Source organism: Serratia myotis, assembly GCF_027474885.1.
GTDB classification, from domain to species: Bacteria; Pseudomonadota; Gammaproteobacteria; order Enterobacterales; family Enterobacteriaceae; genus Serratia; species Serratia proteamaculans.
In genome coordinates this window covers 2,642,457-2,662,065 of record NZ_CP099707.1, presented here as the reverse complement: position 1 = coordinate 2,662,065, position 19,609 = coordinate 2,642,457, and the positions used below count along the sequence as shown (strand labels likewise).

Sequence of the window (19,609 nt, the reverse complement as noted above, 5' to 3'; positions counted from 1 at the left end):
ATCCGATGATGCTGGCAATGTTACCGCTCAGGTCCAATCCATGAAAACATCCCCTGCCGTCACGATCCATTACTGCTCGCAATGCAACTGGTTGCTGCGAGCCGCGTGGATGGCGCAAGAGTTACTCCATACTTTCAGCACCGATTTGGCCTCCGTCACGCTGGTTCCCGGCACCGGAGGCATTTACCAGGTCACCGTTGATGACGTGGTCATCTGGGATCGAAAAATCGACGGTGGGTTCCCAGAGGCAGCAGCGTTAAAGCAGCGTCTGCGCGATCGCTGCTTCCCCGAGCGTTCCTTAGGACATGTGGATAATAAAGGGGCTAAAAGTTAAGGCATAACCGCCTGCGCCGCCTGTCGCAATTGGCCGATGGCAGTCGGCATCGCCAACCCGAAGCTCAGCAAGGCGTTGTCATCAATCACTAACAGCCGCCGTTGTTGACCCGCCGGGGTAAACGCCAATCCCGGTAATGCCCAAAGATTGGTTTCTCCGCCCAGCCGTTGCAGACTGGCTTTCCCTATTACCAATAACTGCGGCGCAGCAGCCACCAACCCCTCCTGAGTCAACGACTGATAACGTGCCACCCCAGCCATGGCATTTTCCAACCCGGCGCTGCGAATGGCACCATCGGCTGCGGTGCCATTGCCTGCCCCCATGGCCGTTATCCCAGTGTGCGCTATGATGAACAGTACCCTGACGGGCAACGGGCGAGTAGGTACGGCGGCGATCTGACGCTCCAGTTCGGCCTGCAGAATTTGCCCCTCGGCAACTCGTCCCAAAGTGGCTGCAATAACGGCAATCTTTTGGTTAATCACGCCTAATTCGGGTTTGCCGGTCACCGTTACCACGTTAACTCCGGCCTGCTCAACCTGCTGCAAGGCCAATGACGGCTGTGCCAGTTCACTGGCGATCACCAGCGTGGGTTTCATCGCCAGGATCCCCTCCGCGTTGAGCTGGCGCATATAACCGACATTCGGCAATTCGCTGGCCTGCGGTGGTTGCTGGCTGGTACTGTCGCGTGCGACCAACGTTTGCTGCGCACCCAGCGCATAAATAATTTCCGTGATGTCACCGCCAATAGCTATCACGCGCTCGCCGGCGAACAGCGAAAACGGCAATGCCAACAACACGATAATCCATGATTTCATCCGCTAGCTCCTTATGGAGAAGATGACTGACACAACAGCCGTCGTTCAAAGGTGAGCGACGGCTGTTGCATTCAAAGCAGGGCTTAGAAATCTACGTTGACGCCAAGCTGGAAGGTTCTTCCCGGCATGACCGCCAAGGCATTATCGTATGCATCCTGATTGGTGGAGTCCGTGAGTTCGCGGCTGCTCAGGTAATCGCGGTATTTTCTGTCGGTGATGTTATATACACCGCCGCTCAGCTTCACATTGCGGGCCACCTGCCAGTAGGCCGACATATCGACCAGACCGTAACCCGGCACGCGCAGATACTCAGCCGTAGAGTCGGTGAGCGTTCCACCGCTGGCGTTGTTGTAGCTTTCACGGTTGGTAGCCGTTGCCTGCTTGCCTTTGACAAAGGTCGCGGTCACCGCCGCACCGTAGCGTTTTGCCGGATCATCCCACGCCACGCCCACTATCGCCTTCATTGGCGCGACGCTGTCGATATCGACATATTTGTCACCGGAGTAGCTGGACTTGGATTTACCCTGGTTATACCCCAGAGCAAAATTGGCGCTCAGGCCGTTAACCTGCTCAAACCAGGTGCCAAAATTCAGCCGGGTGCTGACTTCCCCGCCGTAGATGTAGGCCTTGTCACGGTTTTCCGCCTGATAAATGGTGTAGATATTGGAAGGCACGTTAGTGAACCGGTCTGGGCTGCTGGCACGCTGATAACGGGTATAGGCGATGAAGTTTTTATAGGTGTTGTAGAACAACGAGGTTCGCAACGTAACCCCTTCCACCACTTCCCCCTTCACGCCCCATTCCAGATTGTTGCTGGTCTCGGTTTTCAGATCGGCGTTGCCGATCAACGCGTACTGCGCCGTACCCGCGTAGCTGGAACCAAGGTTCCAGGAGCCATAAAGCTGGCTGGCATTCGGGAACTGTGCGCCGCGTTTGTATTGCAGGTAGGTCATCAACCCCGGCGTAATGTCGTACTGGAAGCTGAGTGATGGCAATACCTGGGTATCGGTGTTGCTTTTGCCGTACAGCGTTTCCAGTTCGGATTCCGTCAGCACCGTGCTGCCGGTGGTCAGGCTGCTCAGGTTCTGCGGCTTGGTGCTCTGGTGAGTCACGCGCACGCCAGGTACCACGGCAAAACCGTGCCCGTCCAGATCAAACTGGACCCGGTCCTGAACAAACCCGCCCAACACGTAGCTGCGGCTGTCTGACTCCGGCTGCATGATGGCGGTAAATGCACTGGGGGCAGGCTCTTCACGGAAGGGACGCTCGGTATCGGTGATCCGCCCATTGAGCCCACCGCTCAACGTATGCCGACCCAGAGTTTTGGCGATTTGCGTTTCAAAACCGTAGGTGTTGACGTTGTAGTCGGAGTAAACCCGTTCCATGCTGCCGGTACTGGTCGGCATGTAGGTGTTGTCGTGCGCCTGAGTTTGCTGGTAATAAGCTTTCGATGTCAGGGTGTCGACGTAATCATTGAACGGCGTCCATTCATCTTTCAGGCTGATACCCCAGCGGCGCGTATTGCTCTGCTGCTGGGCGGTACCAAGAATGGCGCTGCCGGCCGAGTTCCAACTGTCGTAATGGGTGTGGTTGGTTTTGTCGTAATAATCCACCGTACCGGTGAGTTTATGTTCGTCACTCGGCTGCCAGATGCCGGAAGCCATCAACGCGTTGGAATGCCAGTTGGCCGGATAAGCCTGGTGGGTGCCACTGTTGTTACGCGTTTCCTGACCATCGCGGCGGCTATAAACAAACACCCCGCGCAGTTGTTCATCACCCGCCGCCGCGGTAATGCCGTTATGCCAGCTGCGGTTAGCGGAGTCGTAATCGCTTTGGTAACCAAAATAGGTCGGCTTGGTCGGTGACAGGTACTGGTCCGCCGACTTCGGTGAAAACGACACCGCACCGCCGATGGAGGTGTTGCTACGTTCGGTTGAAGTGGCCCCTGACTCGATGTCCACCTGACCATACATATAGGGGTCAAGATAGTCACGGCCAATGCCAAAGGTGTTGAGACCGGCACGGCTGACATAGCTGCGCCCGGTGGCATCCGGTTGTGGAATGCCATCGACATCCAGCCCGACACGGTTACTCTCAAGACCACGGATGTTATAGCCGGTGTAGCCACTGCGATCGAACCCGCTTTTGCCTGAGGATGAGCCGCCACTAACGCCGGTGGCGCTAATCAGCGGTTCATAGCGCATAATCGAACCGAAATCATTACCGCCCTTTTTCTGCATATCCTGCGCAGAAATTGTGGTGAGGGTACCGGCTTTCTTCTCAATCACCGGTGCAACAACCGTTATTTCCTCTTCATTTTGCGTGGTCTTTTCTGTTAAGTTTTTCTTTACCTCGGCATTCACGTTAAAGGCGGTGGTGAACAAGGTTCCCCACAGGAAAGACTGTCCGATAACTCCCCGGTAATTAAAGGTTTTGCGCATGTGTTAGCCCTGCAGTAATTATTAGTATGCGCTCGCAGTTGCTTCGTCTCCCGGTGGTTTTCCGGAATAAATGATATTAATAAAAAGTAATAATGCTTAAAGAAAGGTCTTTCTGCGTAGACTTGATGGATCAGATGATAATGATAATGCTTATCATAATCAATGTCGATATGACCCTATTAAATCTATTGCTGGGATATTCCTCAATTTTTACGAAATCCTTACGAAGTGACGCAGGTACCGGGTCAGAGAGACGACTGTCAGGAGGGATGAAGAACAAAGACCTTAAAAAACGGTGGGCGTAACCCACCGTTGCAGATTTAAACAATAAAGTCAGTCGCCGTATTGGCTTGCCCTACAATATTAACCAGAAAGTCCGGGGCGGCCTGGCCAGTTATATTTAGCGCTAACTCACTTAAGTTACTTTGTGAATTATAGGTTAGCAGTGCTTCTCCTGCCTGGCCGCTGAAACTGTCGACGAAGTGAATAAAGTCTGTGCCTTTATCGCCATGATTAAAGAAGGACAGATCAATTTTGTCAATGCCGGTTTCAAAGTCCATGATCTTATCCGGTGATTTGTTTGGCGAGTCACTCACCGCCGCGAAAACAAAGATATCTTTGCCGCTGCCACCGAATAGCTGATCCTGTCCGCCGCCACCGTAAATAACGTCATTGCCCGCACCGCCATGGAGAATATTGGCCGTATCATTGCCGACAATCACATCATTCCCTGCCCCCCCAATGGCATTTTCAATGATGGCGCCCAGAGCGATGGAAACGTTGCCGGTCAACCCGCCGACGTCAGAGAAGGAGCCTTCCGTCAGGTTGATGCGTTGGTTCTGCGTATAGCCCGAGAAATCAAGCGTATCGTTGCCGCCCGCATCCCAAACGGAGAACACCAGCTTCTGGTTGCTGTCCGTCAGCGTGTAGAAATCCCGCCCAGTATTGGAATTGAACCCGTACACCGTATCCCCGGTGCGCGTAGTGGTATTGGCGCCATAGAGATACTGAATAGCGGCAATATCGTCAACCAACGGTGCGGCAGCATAATGGCCACCGTTATCACCGCCGGTAACAGCTTCATCCCAATAGCTCATCACGCTGAACTGACGGGTATCCTCGGCATAACTCGCCATACTATAGTTGGGTGGATTATTTTCATCGGCATTATATTTACCAGGATGATCCAGTCCCAACGTATGCCCCAGTTCATGGGTGATACTCAAACGCCCGTAGTTACCCAATTCAGGGTGCAGGTTGGCGTAAACCCCATCCCGGGCATCCTCATACTTGTAATTGGTATTGAACCAGCTTTGACCATCGGTATTATGCCCGCGGTAGTCGTTGCCGGCACCGCTAAAAGGCTTAATCGCGTAGGCCTGGCCGTCGCCCTGATAATTGCCAAAGGTAATGTTGGACTTTTGCCCTGGGGCTACCTCAACAAAGTTAAGGTTTGCCACATCCGCCCAGGACTGCAGCGAGAGCTTGGCCTGCGCCTGTTGATCGGCAGTGAAGGCGCTAAGGCCGGTGTCCTGGTCAGCGAAACGGGTATTTAAATTATTCTGATTATAATCCCAATCCGGGAAGGAATAAGTCACAGTAGCGCCTTGACCGGTAACATGAATACCATTCCAGGTCTGCTCACTGCGCGCTATTTGTTTACCAGCCTCCTCCACACCAAAAGAAGGCTTATTATTAAGGGTTAATCCATTACCTCTGTTATGGTAATTCAGCAAATCATTAACGCTGTCCCAACCGCTTGCTTTTCCATTCAGGGAATTTTCCATCTCCATCTCCATTCGATTAATTCATTTCCGTTATATATAATTCGCTCGCGATATAAATGATTATCGCCATGTTATTCGACGACATTTAAATCCTAGTATGATTTCCAGATAGCTCAATATATATTGGCAAAATAAATCACGCCGGAGTAAACCGCTATAAAAGCACCTTATAACAAGAGGGAATTAACCTCTCGGCCAAAACAGCTACAGTCCCGGTGAAATCCCCCTTAATCGCGCCACGGTCACTTGCCATTTGCCGGGCCTGTTGCGTTATACTGTGCCCCACTTTTTGTAACGAACTCAGATGACTATGGAACGCTTTCTAGAAAATGCCATGTACGCCTCTCGTTGGCTGCTGGCGCCGGTTTACTTTGGCCTGTCGCTGGCCCTGTTGGCGCTGTCGATAAAATTCTTCCAGGAGATCATCCACGTTCTGCCAAACATATTCGCCATCGCAGAAGCGGATTTGGTTCTGACGCTGCTGTCGTTGATCGATATGGCACTGGTGGGTGGATTACTGGTGATGGTGATGTTCTCGGGCTACGAGAACTTTGTTTCGCAACTGGATATCAGCGACGACAAAGAAAAACTGAGCTGGTTGGGGAAAATGGACTCCACCTCACTGAAGAGCAAGGTGGCCGCGTCGATTGTCGCCATTTCTTCCATCCATCTGCTGCGAGTATTTATGGATGCCAAGAACGTGCCGGACAACAAGCTGATGTGGTATGTGATCATCCACCTCACCTTCGTGCTTTCCGCCTTTGTGATGGGCTATCTCGATAAACTGACCCGCGATAAAAAATGATCCCCGTTAGCCGCCACCCTCTGTTGGCGGCTAATCGCTCCCTTTCCTGCTAAAAAATCCGATTAATCAATAAATTGAATTATATTCTCAATATTTTTTATTAGTGACATTGTCACTAATAGGCCCCTATTTACCAGCCTGATCATTTTCATTTAGTGCATCTGATGATAATAACATTATAATGTTATTACACTTCGACAGGCACAAAAGCCGGCGTAAGCTGAGCTTCGTCCCGCTGACAGGACCCAAATCAATCATGCCGCTGAATGGTAAACCTATACAGTTTCAGGACGTTCAATCTATCCTGCCACACCGCTTTCCCTGTCTGCTGGTTGACCGCATCCTGCCTGACGGCACCTCTATTGCCGAAGGTCGCCTAAGCGCCATCAAAAATATCACCGCCAATGAACCGACCTTTTGGACTGGCCACCATCAGACTACGGTGTTTCCCGGCATATTAATGGTAGAAGCGCTGGCACAGACCACAGGCCTGTTGGCCCACTACTTTCTTAGCCCGTTGTTGCCCGGCGAGCATTACTACTTTGCCGCTATTCATCGTGCCCGTTTCTATCGTTCGGCCCGGCCTGGCGATCAACTGCGCATGGAAGTCGCCTTTGTCCGACAACGCTCCGGCCTTGCCCGCTTTACCGGCCGTGCCACGGTTGATGGCCGCCGTATCTGTACCGCCGAGTTTATGTGCGCCCGTAAGTAACACCGCCGTTTTGATGGAGGCTTAACGAAATTACTATGTCTTTGGTTGATAAATTGCTCAATAGTCTGGATTTCTCGCCTCGCGGTCAGGTGATCGCCCGTGAGCAGGATCACTGCGGCGAAATTATTGTCTCTGACCACAAGGGTTACCGGACCCTGCGTTTTGACGGCATCTGCGAGCAGAGCAAAATGTGCATCGACGCGCCACAGGTACCGGTTCACAACTACATCAAAACCATGTTGATGGCGGTCGCCTGGCAACCGCCTTCATCTGCATTGATCCTGGGTCTGGGCGGCGGAGGTCTGGTGCGGGCGCTGCATGCCTATGACTCCAATATGCTGCTGGAAGTGGTGGAACTGCGTGCGGCGGTGATCTCTGTTGCCCAAAGTTACTTTACCTTGCCCGCTGACGAAACGGTGATATTGCACGTGGCCGATGCGGCCGATTTTTTACGGGCTGCGGTAACGCGACACTATGATTTGATTTTCTCGGATCTCTACAGCGCCTTCAGTATGGATCCGCAACAGGGTACGCAAACCTTTCTTCAGCGCTGTGCCGGACGGCTTTCACCACAGGGGTGGTTAGTGCTGAACTATCATGAAGTGCCCGATCAAAACTCACTGCTGTACCACAGCCTGCACCGGGTGTTTAACACCGTGTTGTACTGCGTGGCACCCAGCGGCAACGTGATTATCTATGCGACACCGGCCGAAATCGAGACGCCGTTAAGCTTGTTGCGCCGCCTGTCCGCCGAGATTGGCCCGAGCTTTAACTGCGATCTCCGCTTCCTGTCACGCAAGATTGAACGGTTGCACTTTAGCTGAGGCGGTATGGCCGCCTGACGATTATCATTTGATTATTATTCTCTGGAGTCACCATCATGGAAAAGAAAACGGCACGTCTGACCGTACTCATTGATCCTGACAAGAAAAAAGCGTTGGAAGACTTGTGTCTGCAACAGGACGTCACCCCTTCTCAGGTGATCCGCCAGCTCATACGCGACTATCTGCAGAAACACCAGGTGGAGTATCCGAGCCAGCCGACCCACTCTAATCCACGTGTGGATAACGCCTGACGTCAGATGGCGCTCGGTTGGCGCCATCTGAAAGTGCAGCAGTGATTACCCCCGCCGTCACGGCATTGATGACGGCTTGGGATATTCTGTGAATGGTTTAGCAACTTTAATCACTGTGCCAGACGTTGAGCCAGCTGGCGCAGTTGTTCGGCAATCTGCTTCAAATCCTTGTCATTCTGCTCACGTGGCCCAGTTGAATTACGGATCACCAACCTGGCCGACAGAATGGACGAGGAACGTGAGACCTCACTCTCGCTGGTGTTAAGCACCTTCCTGACGGCTTCCTTGCCCTGCAAGTCAAGATCCAGCGAGACGGTGGTCAGCGCCGGGAAGAAGAACGCGCTTTCATAAGCGTCATCATAACCAATTACCGATTTTTGCCCCGGCACCGGCAGTTGGTTCTGATGGAAGGCGCTGAGCAGACCGAGTGCCATCTGATCGTTCCCCACCAGCACCGCAGTAAAATGCGGAGTTTCACGCAGCATCTGCAATGCACCGGCATAGCCACTTTGAGCATCCCAATTTCCGTGCAGCACGGTAACCGGCGTCAGGCCGTAATCCTGCAGCGCTTCCTGCCAGTTTTTCAGCCGTAAATTGGCCGATATCGAGTACTGCGGACCAGCCAACAAGGCAATGTCACGATGCCCCAGTTCATAAAGATACTTAACGCTGGCACGGGTACCGTCCGCTGGATTGAAGGAAACGTTAAACACCGAACTGTAAGGATCGACGTCGAGGAACAGACAGGTGATGTCGTCGTTGTCCGCAGCAATTTTTTCCGCCACCGCCGTTTCCAGCGGTACGTTGATGATCACCTTCTCTACCCGTTGCGATTTTAGATCGTTGATCGAATCTTGTATGCCATGATTGACGTTCTCATCAATCATGGAAATCAGTACCTGATAACCTTCCGCATTAGCGTACCGTTTTACCGCCGCCGCCACCTGTGAAGGGGCGTGCAGTGCCAGTGATATGGTCACTAACCCCACAGTGCGGCTCTGCTTGCCAACCAGTTGCTGTGCCAGGCGATTTGGCACGTAGCGGAGCAGTTCTATCGATTGTTCCACCTTACGGCGCGTGCCCTCAGATACATTGGCGGACTTGTTCAATACCCGTGAAACTGTCTGATAAGACACGCCGGCATGGCGGGCAACATCCTCTAAAGTGGTACTTTTCGACTTCATAACCCATTCCCTGTGATTGCTCTGTATGAATTGTAGCAGGCGTCCCCTTCACAACATAGTTACCCGGGTCACATCCAAAGAATTTCCATAAAAGTTATTCGTTCACATCCATAGCGTTCGTGATCCCCCTCACTTTTCGTTACAAATATCGCTGTTTTATTTGCACTAAATCACAATAAATCAACAAGAAGATTGTGTGTTGTCATGAATAGCCATTTTATTGCTGACAAATTGTGAACGTATTACAAAAACATTAAGAGGGATACATGAAAACAACATTACGCACACTGCCTGTCGCTCTGGCGATAACGCTTATTACACCGGCCGCATTTGCTGTCGATTTTCCAGGGATCGATTTTCATGGTTATCTACGTTCTGGAGTTGGCGTCTCCCAGGACGGTGGATTAGAAGAGTGGCAAAAGAACAAGATTGGCCGTCTGGGCAACGAATCCGATACCTATGGAGAAATCGAGCTGGGCAGCGAGGTCTACAAAAAGAACGACGTCAGTTTCTACCTCGACAGTATGGTCAGCATGGTATCTGACGGTTCCAACGACAATGAAACCACACTGGGGGACGATGCCCAGTTCGGACTACGCCAGCTTAATCTGCAAATCAAGGGGCTGATACCCGGCGATCCGAATGCGGTGATCTGGGGGGGGAAACGTTATTACCAGCGCCACGACCTGCACATCATTGATACCAAGTATTGGAACATCTCCGGTGCCGGCGCCGGTGTAGAAAACTACACGCTCGGCCCCGGAGCCCTCTCCGTAGCCTGGATCCGCGGTGATGGTAACGACGTGGATTACCGTGTCGACAACGATAACGACCTCAACATCAACTATCTCGATCTGCGCTATGCCGGCTGGAAGCCCTGGACCGGAGCCTGGACCGAGTTTGGTATCGACTATGCGATGCCAAATCCGACCAACAAGCAGAAAGAATATGGCGGCTTGTATGATGCCAAAAACGGCGTAATGCTGACCGGAGAAATCAGCCAGGATATACTGGGTGGCTACAACAAAACCGTACTGCAATACGCGACCAAAGGCCTGGCACAAAATATGGTGTCCCAGGGCGGCGGTTGGTATGACGTATGGAATAACACCCAGGATGCGACCGGTTACCGGGTGATCAACACCGGCCTGATCCCGATTACCGATAAGTTCTCACTCAACCATGTGTTGACCTGGGGTTCAGCCAGCGACATCAGCGACTCGATTGATAAAAGTAACCTGATTTCCCTGGTAGGTCGCGCCCAATACCAATTTACCCAGTACGTTCGGGGTATTGGCGAAGTCGGTGGTTTCTACCAGAAAGATGACAACAAAGACGGTAGCCACTACAAGCAAGGCGGCGAGAAGTACACGCTGGCGCTGGGGTTAGCGGATGGGCCGGAGTTCATGTCACGCCCTGAATTACGCGTGTTCGCTTCCTATCTCAATGACTCTGAGCAAGGCAATTCATTCCAGGACGGTACGGCCAGCAATACCTGGAACTTTGGCGTTCAGGTCGAGGCATGGTGGTAACAGGTAAATATCCGAAAAATGGTCGTACGCGTAGGTTAATATATTAATACCCCATCATTGTTACCGGTCTCTTTGACGATGTTCTCCGGTTGCTGTCGTCGATAGATAACCCCTGTAGGGGTTATCTATTTTTTTATTATTCTGGATCGGTCAGAAATAATTCTGACAATAATTTTCGCAAATTATCCGACTTCTTGCCAAATATGGCATGCACCTCCTGACCTATAATAATCACTCCCAACGCACCCGATTGCTGTAACCCCTGCGTATCGACTTTGGACAAATCCGCTACCGTCACGCGCAACCGGGTAATACAGGCATCGACATGAATGATATTCTCTCGCCCGCCGAGGCACTGCATCAGGTTGTCTAAAAATAACGTGTCAACGCTATTATCTTCAGGCGGAAGTTTAGGATGGGAAAAATAGTGCGTAAAGGCTTTTAAACTGACCATGGTATTTTCCTCACAACATTCAGACGTAAAAAAACGCCCGTTCAGTTGAACGGGCGTAAGGGGAAAAACTATGCCACGTGACGGGTTAATACACGACAGCCCCAGGGCGCCAAAACCATTTCGCCCTGCTGGGTTTGGTTGTCTGCCATATCGACATAAATCGCCGGAAGCGACAGTTTTTTTACTTTGTCGCTGTAGTTTTGCACGATCACAAATTCAGACTCACCATCGGTGCGGCGCTGCGCGGTAACCCCCTGCGGTAGTGAAGTGGCCAGTGCACGCGGCAACGCCAGCTCTTCGGCTATCGCCATAAAGAAATCACGCTGGAACGAGGCATCGTTGCGCGAAGCGACATACCACGCCTTGCCCTCACCAAAGCGGTTCACCGTCAGCGCCGGACGCCCGGCATAGAAGTCCCCGCCGTAGACTGCCTGCGCACTAGCCCCCTCCAGATGGATCAACTCGCACAGGTGACGCGCCTGATAATTTCCCTGCAGACCCAGTTCGTTACCCGGAACGCCCCGGATGCTATTGGTCTCATCCTCTGTCAGGCTGTCGATCTCTTCCGCCCATATTCCCAGCAGCGGTCGTAATGGCCCCGGGAAGCCACCGAGATAGCACAGGTCGCTCTCATTGACGATGCCACTCCAGTAGCTGGCAACCCACTGACCGCCCTGCCGAACGAAGGCTTCAGCTCGCTCGGCGAAACCTTCACGCACCATATAGAGCATCGGGGCAATCACCAGTTGGTAACCCGAAAGATCGCTGTCGGCGTTAATAATGTCCACCGCGATGCCCTGTTCCCAAAACGGTCGATAGTGCTCCACGACCGTTTGTTCATAATGCAGCCCGATATTGCGTGGTCCCTGGGCATCATCCATTGCCCAGCGGCTTTCCCAGTCGAAGATAATCGCGACCCGAGCCTCAACCCGACTGCCTGCCACTGGGGCCATAGCGGCCAATAGGCGGCCCAACTCACACACCTCTTTACCGACACGGGTATCCAGTCGCCCGGAGTGATCAATCACCGCCCCATGGAATTTTTCCACCGAACCACGGCTTTTGCGCCACTGGAAGTACTGCACCGAATCCGCACCGTGGGCCACCGCCTGCAGTGAGGACAGGATATGCATCCCCGGTTTCTTCAGCTTGCTGGTCGGCTGCCAGTTGGTCACGCTTGGCGTCGACTCCATCAGCACAAAAGGCTGGCCCTGCTTCAGGCTGCGCATCAGATCGTGGAACATGGCGGTATAGCAGGCCAGCCCGGTTTCATCCTGCTGGTTATGCCACATCGGGTAGCTGTCCCAGGAAATAAAATCTATGACTTTCGACATCTGCCAATAATCGTAATCATAGAAATATTCCATAAAGTTGGTGGTGGCCGGTAACGATGGGTTGGCTGCCTTCAGTGGCACAATTTCCTGTGCACAGAAGTCGGTGGCCTGGCTGCTGCAAAAACGCCGCCAGTCCAGATTCAGACCATGAATGGAGACCTCACCCTGCGGTGCCGGTGACTCAATCTGCGACCAGTCGCTGTAGGTGTGGCTCCAGAAATCGCTCCACCAGGCCTCGTTCAGTCGCTCCAGCGTTTGGTAACGCTGCTGCACCCACTGACGGAAAGCACTCTGGCAACGGCTGCAGTGGCATTCACCACTGTATTCATTGGAAATATGCCAGCCAATCACTGCCGGATGCTGCGCGTAACGTTGCGCCAACTGCTGGTTAATTTCATTCACCTTACGGCGATACACCGGGGATGATAGGCAGTGGTTATGTCGACCGCCGTGCAAAGCCTGCACCCGGTCACGCCCCACGCGCAGCACTTCCGGGTATTTCTGCGACATCCACGCAGGCCGTGCACCGCTTGGCGTGGCCAGAAACACATGAATACCCTGCTGAAATAACTTATTCAGTACCTCATCCAGCCAATCAAATTGATATATTCCTTCTTCGGGCTCTAGCTTCGACCAACTGAATATGCCCACTGACATAATATTGCAGTGGGCTTCTGTCATCATCTGCATATCCATTTCTATCACGCCAGGATAATTATCCCATTGCTCCGGGTTGTAGTCTGCGCCATGTAATAGACCCGGCACCTTGGCACTCAAAGGCGGAAATTTATTCATTATAATTCCTTAGGAAATAACCATTGGAAGGCTTTATTAGTAATCCACGTAATTAATTAAATGACTTTAATGAGGGCAGTTCTTTTCCTCGGCAATCAAACAACGCCTGATTTTCTCGCGCATTACCATCCTTGCCGGACTCACCAATATATTTCATGCCCGCAGGGGTGGCCCAGCCAGCACCTGGTACGGCAATCCAGGTGGGTTCCCAATAAAACAGGCCTTTGCCACGGCTGGCCGGCACGTTAATAATGCTTTGCATCAGGTCGCGAATAAAATCAGCCTGTCCCTGAACGGTGGCCGGATAACCTCCATCCTGGGCTTCTTTGGCGGAGAAACTGTTGTCGGTATCGTCGCAGTTCTCCAGGCCATAACCATAGGCGGCCTCCACCACAATCACGTCTTTGCTATAGCGCTGGCTGATATCATCCATATTGGCCTGCAATCTGGCGATAGGCCCATCCCAATAGGTGTACATCGACAAGCCAATGATATCGAATGGCACGTTGCGCTTGGTGATCTCGTCGAACCACCAGCGGAAAGTGTCATTCTTGGTCCCTTCCGCCAGATGCAGCATGATCTTCACCTGTGCCGGGGAATCCAGATTTTCCCGCAGGCCGCTAATTGCGGCGTTCAGCAACCCGGCCAGCCGATCAAACTCATCGCCGCCCTGTCCCCAGCTTTTACCTTGCGGCCACAGGATACCGCCGTTGATCTCATTGCCGATCTGCACCATATCCGGCAGCACGCCCTGCTGCTTGAAACTGGCGATAGTGTCGCGGGTGTAATCATGGATCGCCACTTTCAACTGGTCATAACTCATCTGCTCCCAGGCTTTAGGTTTGAACTGCTTACCCGGGTCGGTCCAGAAATCACTGTAATGGAAATCCAGCAACAGCTTCATGCCCTGCGCCTTCACCCGCTTTGCCAATGCCAGCGTAGTGGCGAGGTCATTATTGCCGGCACCATAAGGATGACCGGCGCTGTCCTGCGGATTGACCCACAGCCGCAGACGGACGTAATTAACTCCGTTATGTTTGAGGATCACCAACGGATCCTGTTGAACGTTATTCGCGTCATAGAACTTACCGCCGTGTTGCTCCACGTCGGCCAACGTCGAAATATCAACACCTTTGATAAAGCCGGCCGGAACATTATTCAGTGGCTTAATGATGACACTTTCCGCCGCCGCCAACGCCGTGGTGGACAGCAGCCCGGCCAGACAGAAACTTAATAAACCCGGTTTCAACATTTTCATTGGATTATCCTTTGGTGCTGCCAGAGGTCAGGCCAGAAACAAAGTACTTCTGCAGGGCCAGATATAGGATAGCGACCGGCAGCGCTATCAGTACTGCCCCCGCCGCATAAGTGGTGTAACTGGCGCCCATCTTTTGCGACACCAGGTTATACAGGCCAATTGGCAGGGTATATTGGTCTGGAGTCCGTAAAATGGTGCTGGAGAGGATGAAATCCCCCAGCGGGCCAGTGAACGAGAACAATGCCACCACCGCGATAATCGGCTTGGAAAGTGGCATGATAATCTCTATAAAAATCCTGAAGTTACCTGCTCCATCCATGCGTGCAGACTCATCCAGGTCTTTAGGGATCGCATCCAGATAGCCTTTCATCAGATAGGTGTTCATAGGGATCATCCCCGCCACATAGATCAATACCAACGCCATATGGCTGTTGATCAGCCCCAGTAGTTGCGACAGAACAAATATCGCAATCAACGCGGAAAACTGCGGGATCATTTGCAACAGCAGAAACAGCATCAGGCCGTTCTGCCGTCCCTTGAAGCGAAAACGTGAAAACGCATATGCGGTAAAGCTGACGCTGATTAACGTCAACACCATGGTCAGGAAACTGATTTTCATCGAATTCCAGTACCAGGTCATGTAATTGACTTTGCCATTGAACAGGTCGGCATAATGCTGAAACGACAGGTTCTCCGGAATGATAGAACTGCTCAACAGGCTGTTGCCGGCATTAAGCGAAGCGCCAACGGTCCATACCAGTGGGTAAATGATGATGGCGGACACCAAAATAATCACCAGCCACGACAGGGATAAACGCACCCACTTCTCTTTCCTGATGCTCTTTGACATGACGTTCCCCTTAGGCCCCATTATCATTCTTGAACGAATGGGTGGCGCGGAACTGCCACAGCGCGATACCCACGACAAAAATCGACAGCAGGATGGTGATGGTGGCTGCGATGGCGTACTGCGAAGACGACATCGTCAACTTGTAGATCCACGACACCAGAATATCGGTTCCTCCGGCATTGGAACCGGCTACCGCCGGACCGCCGTTGTTGAACAGATAAATGATATTGAAATTGTTAAAATTGAAGGTGTATTGCGTGATGATGATTGGCGCAATTGAATAGAGCACCAGCGGCAGCGTAATGGTTCGCAGCTTGGTCAAGGTACTTGCCCCATCCATGGTGGCGGCTTCATACAAATCATCCGGGATCGCCTGCAGCACGCCGGTGGTCATGGCGAACACAAACGGGAAGCCAAGCCAGGTCTGCATGAGGATCAACGCCGTTTTGGTCCAAAACGGATCGGTCATCCAGGCTTTCGGGGCAATACCGAAAAACGCCAGTATGGCATTATTGATCACCCCGAAAGAGTCATTGAACATGCCGGCAAACACCAGAATGGTGACAAAACCCGGCACCGCCCAGGGCAGAATGAAAATGGTGCGGATCAGCGGCTTGAAACGTAAATCCTTCTGATTGACCAAAATCGCCAGCAGAACCCCCACGGTGCATTGCAGCGTGGTGGCCAGCAGCGTCCAGACCACTGTCCATTGCAGCACATCAAAGAAGGTCGAACGCCAGATCGACAAAGTGAAAATATTGATAAAGTTTTTAAACCCGACCCAGTCCACCAGTTTTGCCGGCGGCGTGTGGTACAGGTTGTAATTGGTGAAGGCGATTGAGAAACCAAACAGAATCGGAAAGATCACCACAAACACCAGCAGGATAAACCCTGGGGTAATCATCAGATAAGGAAAACCATCGCTCAGCAGCATCTGGTATTGCTTACGCACGCTGTTGAGCGCCATACCGGCATCGCGCTTCCTGCCGTTTACCCAGGCATCGCGTAGCGACAGAGCATAAATCGTCAGCCCGAAGCCAATCACCAAAACGCTGAGGATCCCTTCCGCCAGCAGGAAAATCGAGTTATCGCGCGGAACTTCGCTGCCGAGCGTATAAAGCCCCCACAGCCCTTCGGTGAGGAACTGCCAGCTCACGCCGACAAAGCTGCTGAGTAGCAGCAGGAAAATCAACCCTTTCGCCCATTGTCGGTGATAGAACTGACCAAACCCGGGGATCAGCGCCACAATCAGCGCTGCCATGGCATGGCTGTATCGACCTCTGCCGACGGACAATTTTTCACTTGGAGTGACAATCACACACTGCTCCTTCTTGATAACGGGAGGAAACCTCCCGCTGCGCGATTACTGGTTGCTGGCCTGCATCGCTTCGATTTGCATTTTGATTTGCTTTACCGCATCGTCCAGCGCCGCTTTGGGCGACTGTTTGCCGGTCATGCTCAGTTCCAACGCCGCGTTGGCCGGCCCCCAAACTTCCTGCATTTCCGGGATCCCGGGCATGGCAGTCGCATGACTGGCCTGTATCGCAACCGCACTGGCTCTTTCGTCATTCTTGATGATCGGATCGTCAATCATCGCTACCAACGGAGGGATCTCTTGGGTCACCTGATAGCGGGTTTTCACATACTTCGGTTGGTTGATAAATTCGATAAATTTCTGTGCCAGTACCTTATCTTTACTCCAGGTTGACACCACGTAGCCTTTCACTCCCAGGAAGGAGTTCATCGGTTTACCGTTTGGCAGAGTTGGCAACGGTGCTACGCCGTAATTGATACCGGCGTCGGCATAAGGCTGGAAGGCCCAGGGGCCGTTAATCACCGCCGCCGCTTTCTTCTCGGTAAACAGAGAGTCAATCGCATTTAACCCACCGTCTCCGATGATGCCCGCAGGGAACAGACCATCAGCGTAGAATTTCTTCAGATAACTCACGGCGGCTACGCTACCAGCGGTATTTAGACCAACATCCAGCGGGTTAAGCCCCCCTTTACCGTCGTCACCGAAGATATACCCCCCCATACCGGCGATCGCGCCGCGGCTGTAATAAATTTGGTCAAACTTGGCCAACAAACCGTATTTACCCGCTGCACGCTGCTGTTTGGAGAAATTGTAATAGGCATTCAGATCCGCCAGCGGCTTCGCTAACAGGTCTTTGTTGTAAATCAGTACCAGCGTTTCTACCGCTTTTGGTACGCCGTACAGCTGATGATCCAGGGTGAAAGCGCCAATGGAAGGCTTGGTGTAGGCGTCCATCGCGGCCTGATCCAGCTTTATGGGGGCCAGTAAGCCTTGCACTACCGCCGCCCCCAGTTGGTCGTTGGGGATCACCAACACATCGGGCCCAATACCGGCCGGACCATCCAGGCGCAGCTTTTCAATTTGCTGGGCGAAAGGCATTTCCAACAGGTTAACTTTCACGTTGTTCTGTTTTTCAAAATCGGTGATTGCCCCCTTGATGCCGTCTGACTTTTTGATATCTTCCCAGACGGTCAGCTGTTGGCCCTCCGCGGCGACAGCTAAACCGGAATAGTGACTGGCCGCCAGAGCGGTCAATATCAAAGCAGTGATTGTTTTGGTTTTCATTACCCACCTCATGTGAAGGTATTACATTTTAGTTTTATCACTTTGCAAGTGCAGTATTCGGGTCAGACATAATACTCGATATTACAATATGTAATGTGCAACCCCTCTCATCACCTCATCTTGTTATACGCTACGCTGTGAAGCGCACCAACTCTATACAATTATCATCATTGTGTGATCGTTATTGCAGAAATGAAAACCAGTGATATGGCTTGAAATGCAGCGCAGTTATAGTCTTTTCAAGCCTTTCCGGCGGTTCTGAAGGAGATAAAATAATTGTTATACGTACAACAATTTCTCGCAGGGCTCGCCAAAAGACACCCTGACAGGGTTTGTCTACTGATAACTTTCCGAGGATCAACAGATGTCCAGCATAAGACTGAGGAATGTCACCAAGCGTTTTGACAAAACGGTGACGCTGCACAATATCAATCTTGAAATCGAAAGTGGCGAATTCGCCGTTTTTGTGGGGCCATCAGGCTGTGGAAAATCAACGCTACTGCGCATGATTGCCGGGTTGGAGGAGATCAGCGACGGAGATATCCTGATTGGTAATGAACGGGTCAACGACGTTGCGCCAGCCCACCGGGGTGTGGCCATGGTGTTTCAGTCTTATGCGCTCTACCCGCATATGACAGTGGCCGAAAACATGGGTTATGGGCTCAAGGTGAACGGGATGCCCAAAGAGCAAATCCGCCACCAAATCGAAATGGTGGCCAAAACCCTGCAACTTTCCCACCTGCTGGACAGAAAACCCAAGCAGCTTTCCGGTGGCCAACGGCAGCGCACCGCCATCGGCCGTGCCATAGTGCGTAACCCCAAAGTATTCATGTTCGATGAGCCACTTTCCAATCTGGACGCCGAGCTGCGGGTCGATATGCGCCTGCATATTGCCAAGCTACACCAGGAGCTGAAAACCACCATGGTGTATGTCACCCACGATCAGGTGGAAGCCATGACGCTGGCCGATAAAATTGTGGTAATGAACTACGGCAAAGTCGAGCAGATGGGCGCGCCAATGGCGCTGTATTACAACCCCATCAACAAATTTGTCGCCGGGTTTATCGGTTCACCGAAAATGAATTTCTTGCCGGCCACGGTGGTAAGTTGGACGCCGGAAGCGTTGACCGTCGCTATCGGCGCAGATAAAACGCTGGCCCTGACTATCGCCACCCTCCAGGTTTCCCCCGGTGAAACAGTCACGCTGGGGATCCGTCCCGAGCACCTGACCACCCACTCCGACTCAGCGTTACGGCTCGATTTCCATTGCGAAGTGGTCGAGCGACTCGGTAACAACACCTATCTTTTTGGCCAATGCCACGGCTACGACGGCTTTAAAATGTTGCTCCCCGGGGATGCGCATTTTCGTCCTTACCAAAAACTTCAGCCGGGTTTCCTTGCGGGACAATGCCTGGTATTTGATGCCGACGGCTCCCGTATTAGCGCCGATATTCAATTCCCACAATCCTGATACCCCTTGCTGCTGATTAAGGCCTCAGCCCAGACATCCGTCTTGGGCTGGCGGTTTCCTGCACCGATATATCATTAGCAAGGTATAAATATCATTACCGATCTATTGTGATGACTATTTCAACTGTTTAATCATTTATTCACAACCTTTATGATTAAAGAAA

General features: G+C 52.2%; 17 protein-coding genes. 7 read left to right on the top strand and 10 right to left on the bottom strand.

Features of this window, described 5'->3' with window-relative positions:
- Positions 1-40: 40 nt before the first annotated feature.
- Entirely contained in the window at positions 41-334 is a 294-nt protein-coding gene (locus tag NHG65_RS12710) for an Rdx family protein (RefSeq protein ID WP_099062084.1), read from the top strand.
- Here NHG65_RS12710 and NHG65_RS12705 read toward each other — a convergent pair.
- The 3 genes from NHG65_RS12705 to NHG65_RS12695 all read right to left on the bottom strand — a co-directional run bounded on the left by NHG65_RS12705 (position 331) and on the right by NHG65_RS12695 (position 5,377).
- The gene (locus NHG65_RS12705; RefSeq protein WP_207976876.1) at positions 331-1,149 is read right to left on the bottom strand and encodes a heme/hemin ABC transporter substrate-binding protein; all 819 of its coding nucleotides are present in this window, start codon (positions 1,147-1,149) and stop codon (positions 331-333) included. The genes NHG65_RS12710 and NHG65_RS12705 overlap by 4 nt on opposite strands.
- Before the next feature lie 83 nt (positions 1,150-1,232).
- The gene (locus NHG65_RS12700) at positions 1,233-3,590 is read right to left on the bottom strand and encodes a TonB-dependent receptor domain-containing protein (protein WP_219016156.1); all 2,358 of its coding nucleotides are present in this window, start codon (positions 3,588-3,590) and stop codon (positions 1,233-1,235) included.
- Positions 3,591-3,910: 320 nt separating this feature from the next.
- Entirely contained in the window at positions 3,911-5,377 is a 1,467-nt protein-coding gene (locus tag NHG65_RS12695; RefSeq protein WP_499183477.1) for a serralysin family metalloprotease, read from the bottom strand.
- Between the two features lie 310 nt (positions 5,378-5,687).
- On the opposite strand from NHG65_RS12695, the gene NHG65_RS12690 reads away from it, so the two are divergent.
- The 4 genes from NHG65_RS12690 (at position 5,688) to NHG65_RS12675 (ending at position 7,969) form a co-directional block, all read left to right on the top strand.
- Positions 5,688-6,182: a TIGR00645 family protein gene (locus tag NHG65_RS12690; RefSeq protein WP_012145114.1), complete on the top strand. Its 495-nt coding sequence runs from the start codon at positions 5,688-5,690 to the stop codon at positions 6,180-6,182.
- Positions 6,183-6,438: 256 nt separating this feature from the next.
- Positions 6,439-6,894 (top strand): 3-hydroxyacyl-ACP dehydratase FabZ, encoded by a 456-nt coding sequence (fabZ, locus tag NHG65_RS12685; RefSeq protein WP_099061984.1) that lies wholly within the window; start codon positions 6,439-6,441, stop codon positions 6,892-6,894.
- A gap of 35 nt (positions 6,895-6,929) precedes the next feature.
- Positions 6,930-7,718 carry a spermidine synthase gene (locus tag NHG65_RS12680; protein ID WP_112349782.1) on the top strand — a complete coding sequence of 263 codons (789 nt, stop codon included), beginning with the start codon at positions 6,930-6,932 and terminating at the stop codon, positions 7,716-7,718.
- A gap of 56 nt (positions 7,719-7,774) precedes the next feature.
- Positions 7,775-7,969, top strand: coding sequence for a ribbon-helix-helix protein (locus NHG65_RS12675; protein WP_085116739.1), 195 nt, complete (start codon positions 7,775-7,777; stop codon positions 7,967-7,969).
- A 110-nt stretch (positions 7,970-8,079) separates the two neighbouring features.
- Here the strand turns inward: NHG65_RS12675 and NHG65_RS12670 are convergent, their stop codons facing one another.
- The gene (locus NHG65_RS12670; protein WP_129938126.1) at positions 8,080-9,153 is read right to left on the bottom strand and encodes a LacI family DNA-binding transcriptional regulator; all 1,074 of its coding nucleotides are present in this window, start codon (positions 9,151-9,153) and stop codon (positions 8,080-8,082) included.
- Positions 9,154-9,419: 266 nt separating this feature from the next.
- On the opposite strand from NHG65_RS12670, the gene NHG65_RS12665 reads away from it, so the two are divergent.
- Entirely contained in the window at positions 9,420-10,685 is a 1,266-nt protein-coding gene (locus tag NHG65_RS12665) for a maltoporin (RefSeq protein WP_499183419.1), read from the top strand.
- Positions 10,686-10,821: 136 nt separating this feature from the next.
- Here NHG65_RS12665 and NHG65_RS12660 read toward each other — a convergent pair whose 3' ends face one another.
- The 6 genes from NHG65_RS12660 to NHG65_RS12635 all read right to left on the bottom strand — a co-directional run bounded on the left by NHG65_RS12660 (position 10,822) and on the right by NHG65_RS12635 (position 17,975).
- Positions 10,822-11,139 (bottom strand): PTS sugar transporter subunit IIB, encoded by a 318-nt coding sequence (locus tag NHG65_RS12660; RefSeq protein ID WP_261417209.1) that lies wholly within the window; start codon positions 11,137-11,139, stop codon positions 10,822-10,824.
- A 68-nt stretch (positions 11,140-11,207) separates the two neighbouring features.
- The gene (locus tag NHG65_RS12655) at positions 11,208-13,268 is read right to left on the bottom strand and encodes a beta-galactosidase (RefSeq protein WP_499183418.1); all 2,061 of its coding nucleotides are present in this window, start codon (positions 13,266-13,268) and stop codon (positions 11,208-11,210) included.
- A 52-nt stretch (positions 13,269-13,320) separates the two neighbouring features.
- Positions 13,321-14,526 (bottom strand): glycoside hydrolase family 53 protein, encoded by a 1,206-nt coding sequence (locus NHG65_RS12650; protein ID WP_261417205.1) that lies wholly within the window; start codon positions 14,524-14,526, stop codon positions 13,321-13,323.
- Between the two features lie 4 nt (positions 14,527-14,530).
- Entirely contained in the window at positions 14,531-15,376 is an 846-nt protein-coding gene (locus NHG65_RS12645) for a sugar ABC transporter permease (protein WP_129938121.1), read from the bottom strand.
- Positions 15,377-15,386: 10 nt separating this feature from the next.
- Entirely contained in the window at positions 15,387-16,637 is a 1,251-nt protein-coding gene (locus NHG65_RS12640; protein WP_261417646.1) for a carbohydrate ABC transporter permease, read from the bottom strand.
- 102 nt (positions 16,638-16,739) lie between these two features.
- Positions 16,740-17,975 (bottom strand): extracellular solute-binding protein, encoded by a 1,236-nt coding sequence (locus tag NHG65_RS12635; protein WP_413476964.1) that lies wholly within the window; start codon positions 17,973-17,975, stop codon positions 16,740-16,742.
- 364 nt (positions 17,976-18,339) lie between these two features.
- Here NHG65_RS12635 and NHG65_RS12630 point away from each other — a divergent pair, with 364 nt between their 5' ends.
- The gene (locus tag NHG65_RS12630; protein ID WP_261417203.1) at positions 18,340-19,446 is read left to right on the top strand and encodes an ABC transporter ATP-binding protein; all 1,107 of its coding nucleotides are present in this window, start codon (positions 18,340-18,342) and stop codon (positions 19,444-19,446) included.
- Positions 19,447-19,609: the final 163 nt, after the last annotated feature.

Bases quoted from the DNA above. Each gene is read 5' to 3' on its own strand.
- NHG65_RS12710 (WP_099062084.1), top strand. From the start codon at position 41: ATGAAAACATCCCCTGCCGTCACGATCCATTACTGCTCGCAATGCAAC.
- NHG65_RS12705 (WP_207976876.1), bottom strand. From the start codon at position 1,149: ATGAAATCATGGATTATCGTGTTGTTGGCATTGCCGTTTTCGCTGTTC.
- NHG65_RS12700 (WP_219016156.1), bottom strand. From the start codon at position 3,590: ATGCGCAAAACCTTTAATTACCGGGGAGTTATCGGACAGTCTTTCCTG.
- NHG65_RS12695 (WP_499183477.1), bottom strand. From the start codon at position 5,377: ATGGAAAATTCCCTGAATGGAAAAGCAAGCGGTTGGGACAGCGTTAAT.
- NHG65_RS12690 (WP_012145114.1), top strand. From the start codon at position 5,688: ATGGAACGCTTTCTAGAAAATGCCATGTACGCCTCTCGTTGGCTGCTG.
- fabZ (WP_099061984.1), top strand. From the start codon at position 6,439: ATGCCGCTGAATGGTAAACCTATACAGTTTCAGGACGTTCAATCTATC.
- NHG65_RS12680 (WP_112349782.1), top strand. From the start codon at position 6,930: ATGTCTTTGGTTGATAAATTGCTCAATAGTCTGGATTTCTCGCCTCGC.
- NHG65_RS12675 (WP_085116739.1), top strand. From the start codon at position 7,775: ATGGAAAAGAAAACGGCACGTCTGACCGTACTCATTGATCCTGACAAG.
- NHG65_RS12670 (WP_129938126.1), bottom strand. From the start codon at position 9,153: ATGAAGTCGAAAAGTACCACTTTAGAGGATGTTGCCCGCCATGCCGGC.
- NHG65_RS12665 (WP_499183419.1), top strand. From the start codon at position 9,420: ATGAAAACAACATTACGCACACTGCCTGTCGCTCTGGCGATAACGCTT.
- NHG65_RS12660 (WP_261417209.1), bottom strand. From the start codon at position 11,139: ATGGTCAGTTTAAAAGCCTTTACGCACTATTTTTCCCATCCTAAACTT.
- NHG65_RS12655 (WP_499183418.1), bottom strand. From the start codon at position 13,268: ATGAATAAATTTCCGCCTTTGAGTGCCAAGGTGCCGGGTCTATTACAT.
- NHG65_RS12650 (WP_261417205.1), bottom strand. From the start codon at position 14,526: ATGAAAATGTTGAAACCGGGTTTATTAAGTTTCTGTCTGGCCGGGCTG.
- NHG65_RS12645 (WP_129938121.1), bottom strand. From the start codon at position 15,376: ATGTCAAAGAGCATCAGGAAAGAGAAGTGGGTGCGTTTATCCCTGTCG.
- NHG65_RS12640 (WP_261417646.1), bottom strand. From the start codon at position 16,637: ATGGCAGCGCTGATTGTGGCGCTGATCCCCGGGTTTGGTCAGTTCTAT.
- NHG65_RS12635 (WP_413476964.1), bottom strand. From the start codon at position 17,975: ATGAAAACCAAAACAATCACTGCTTTGATATTGACCGCTCTGGCGGCC.
- NHG65_RS12630 (WP_261417203.1), top strand. From the start codon at position 18,340: ATGTCCAGCATAAGACTGAGGAATGTCACCAAGCGTTTTGACAAAACG.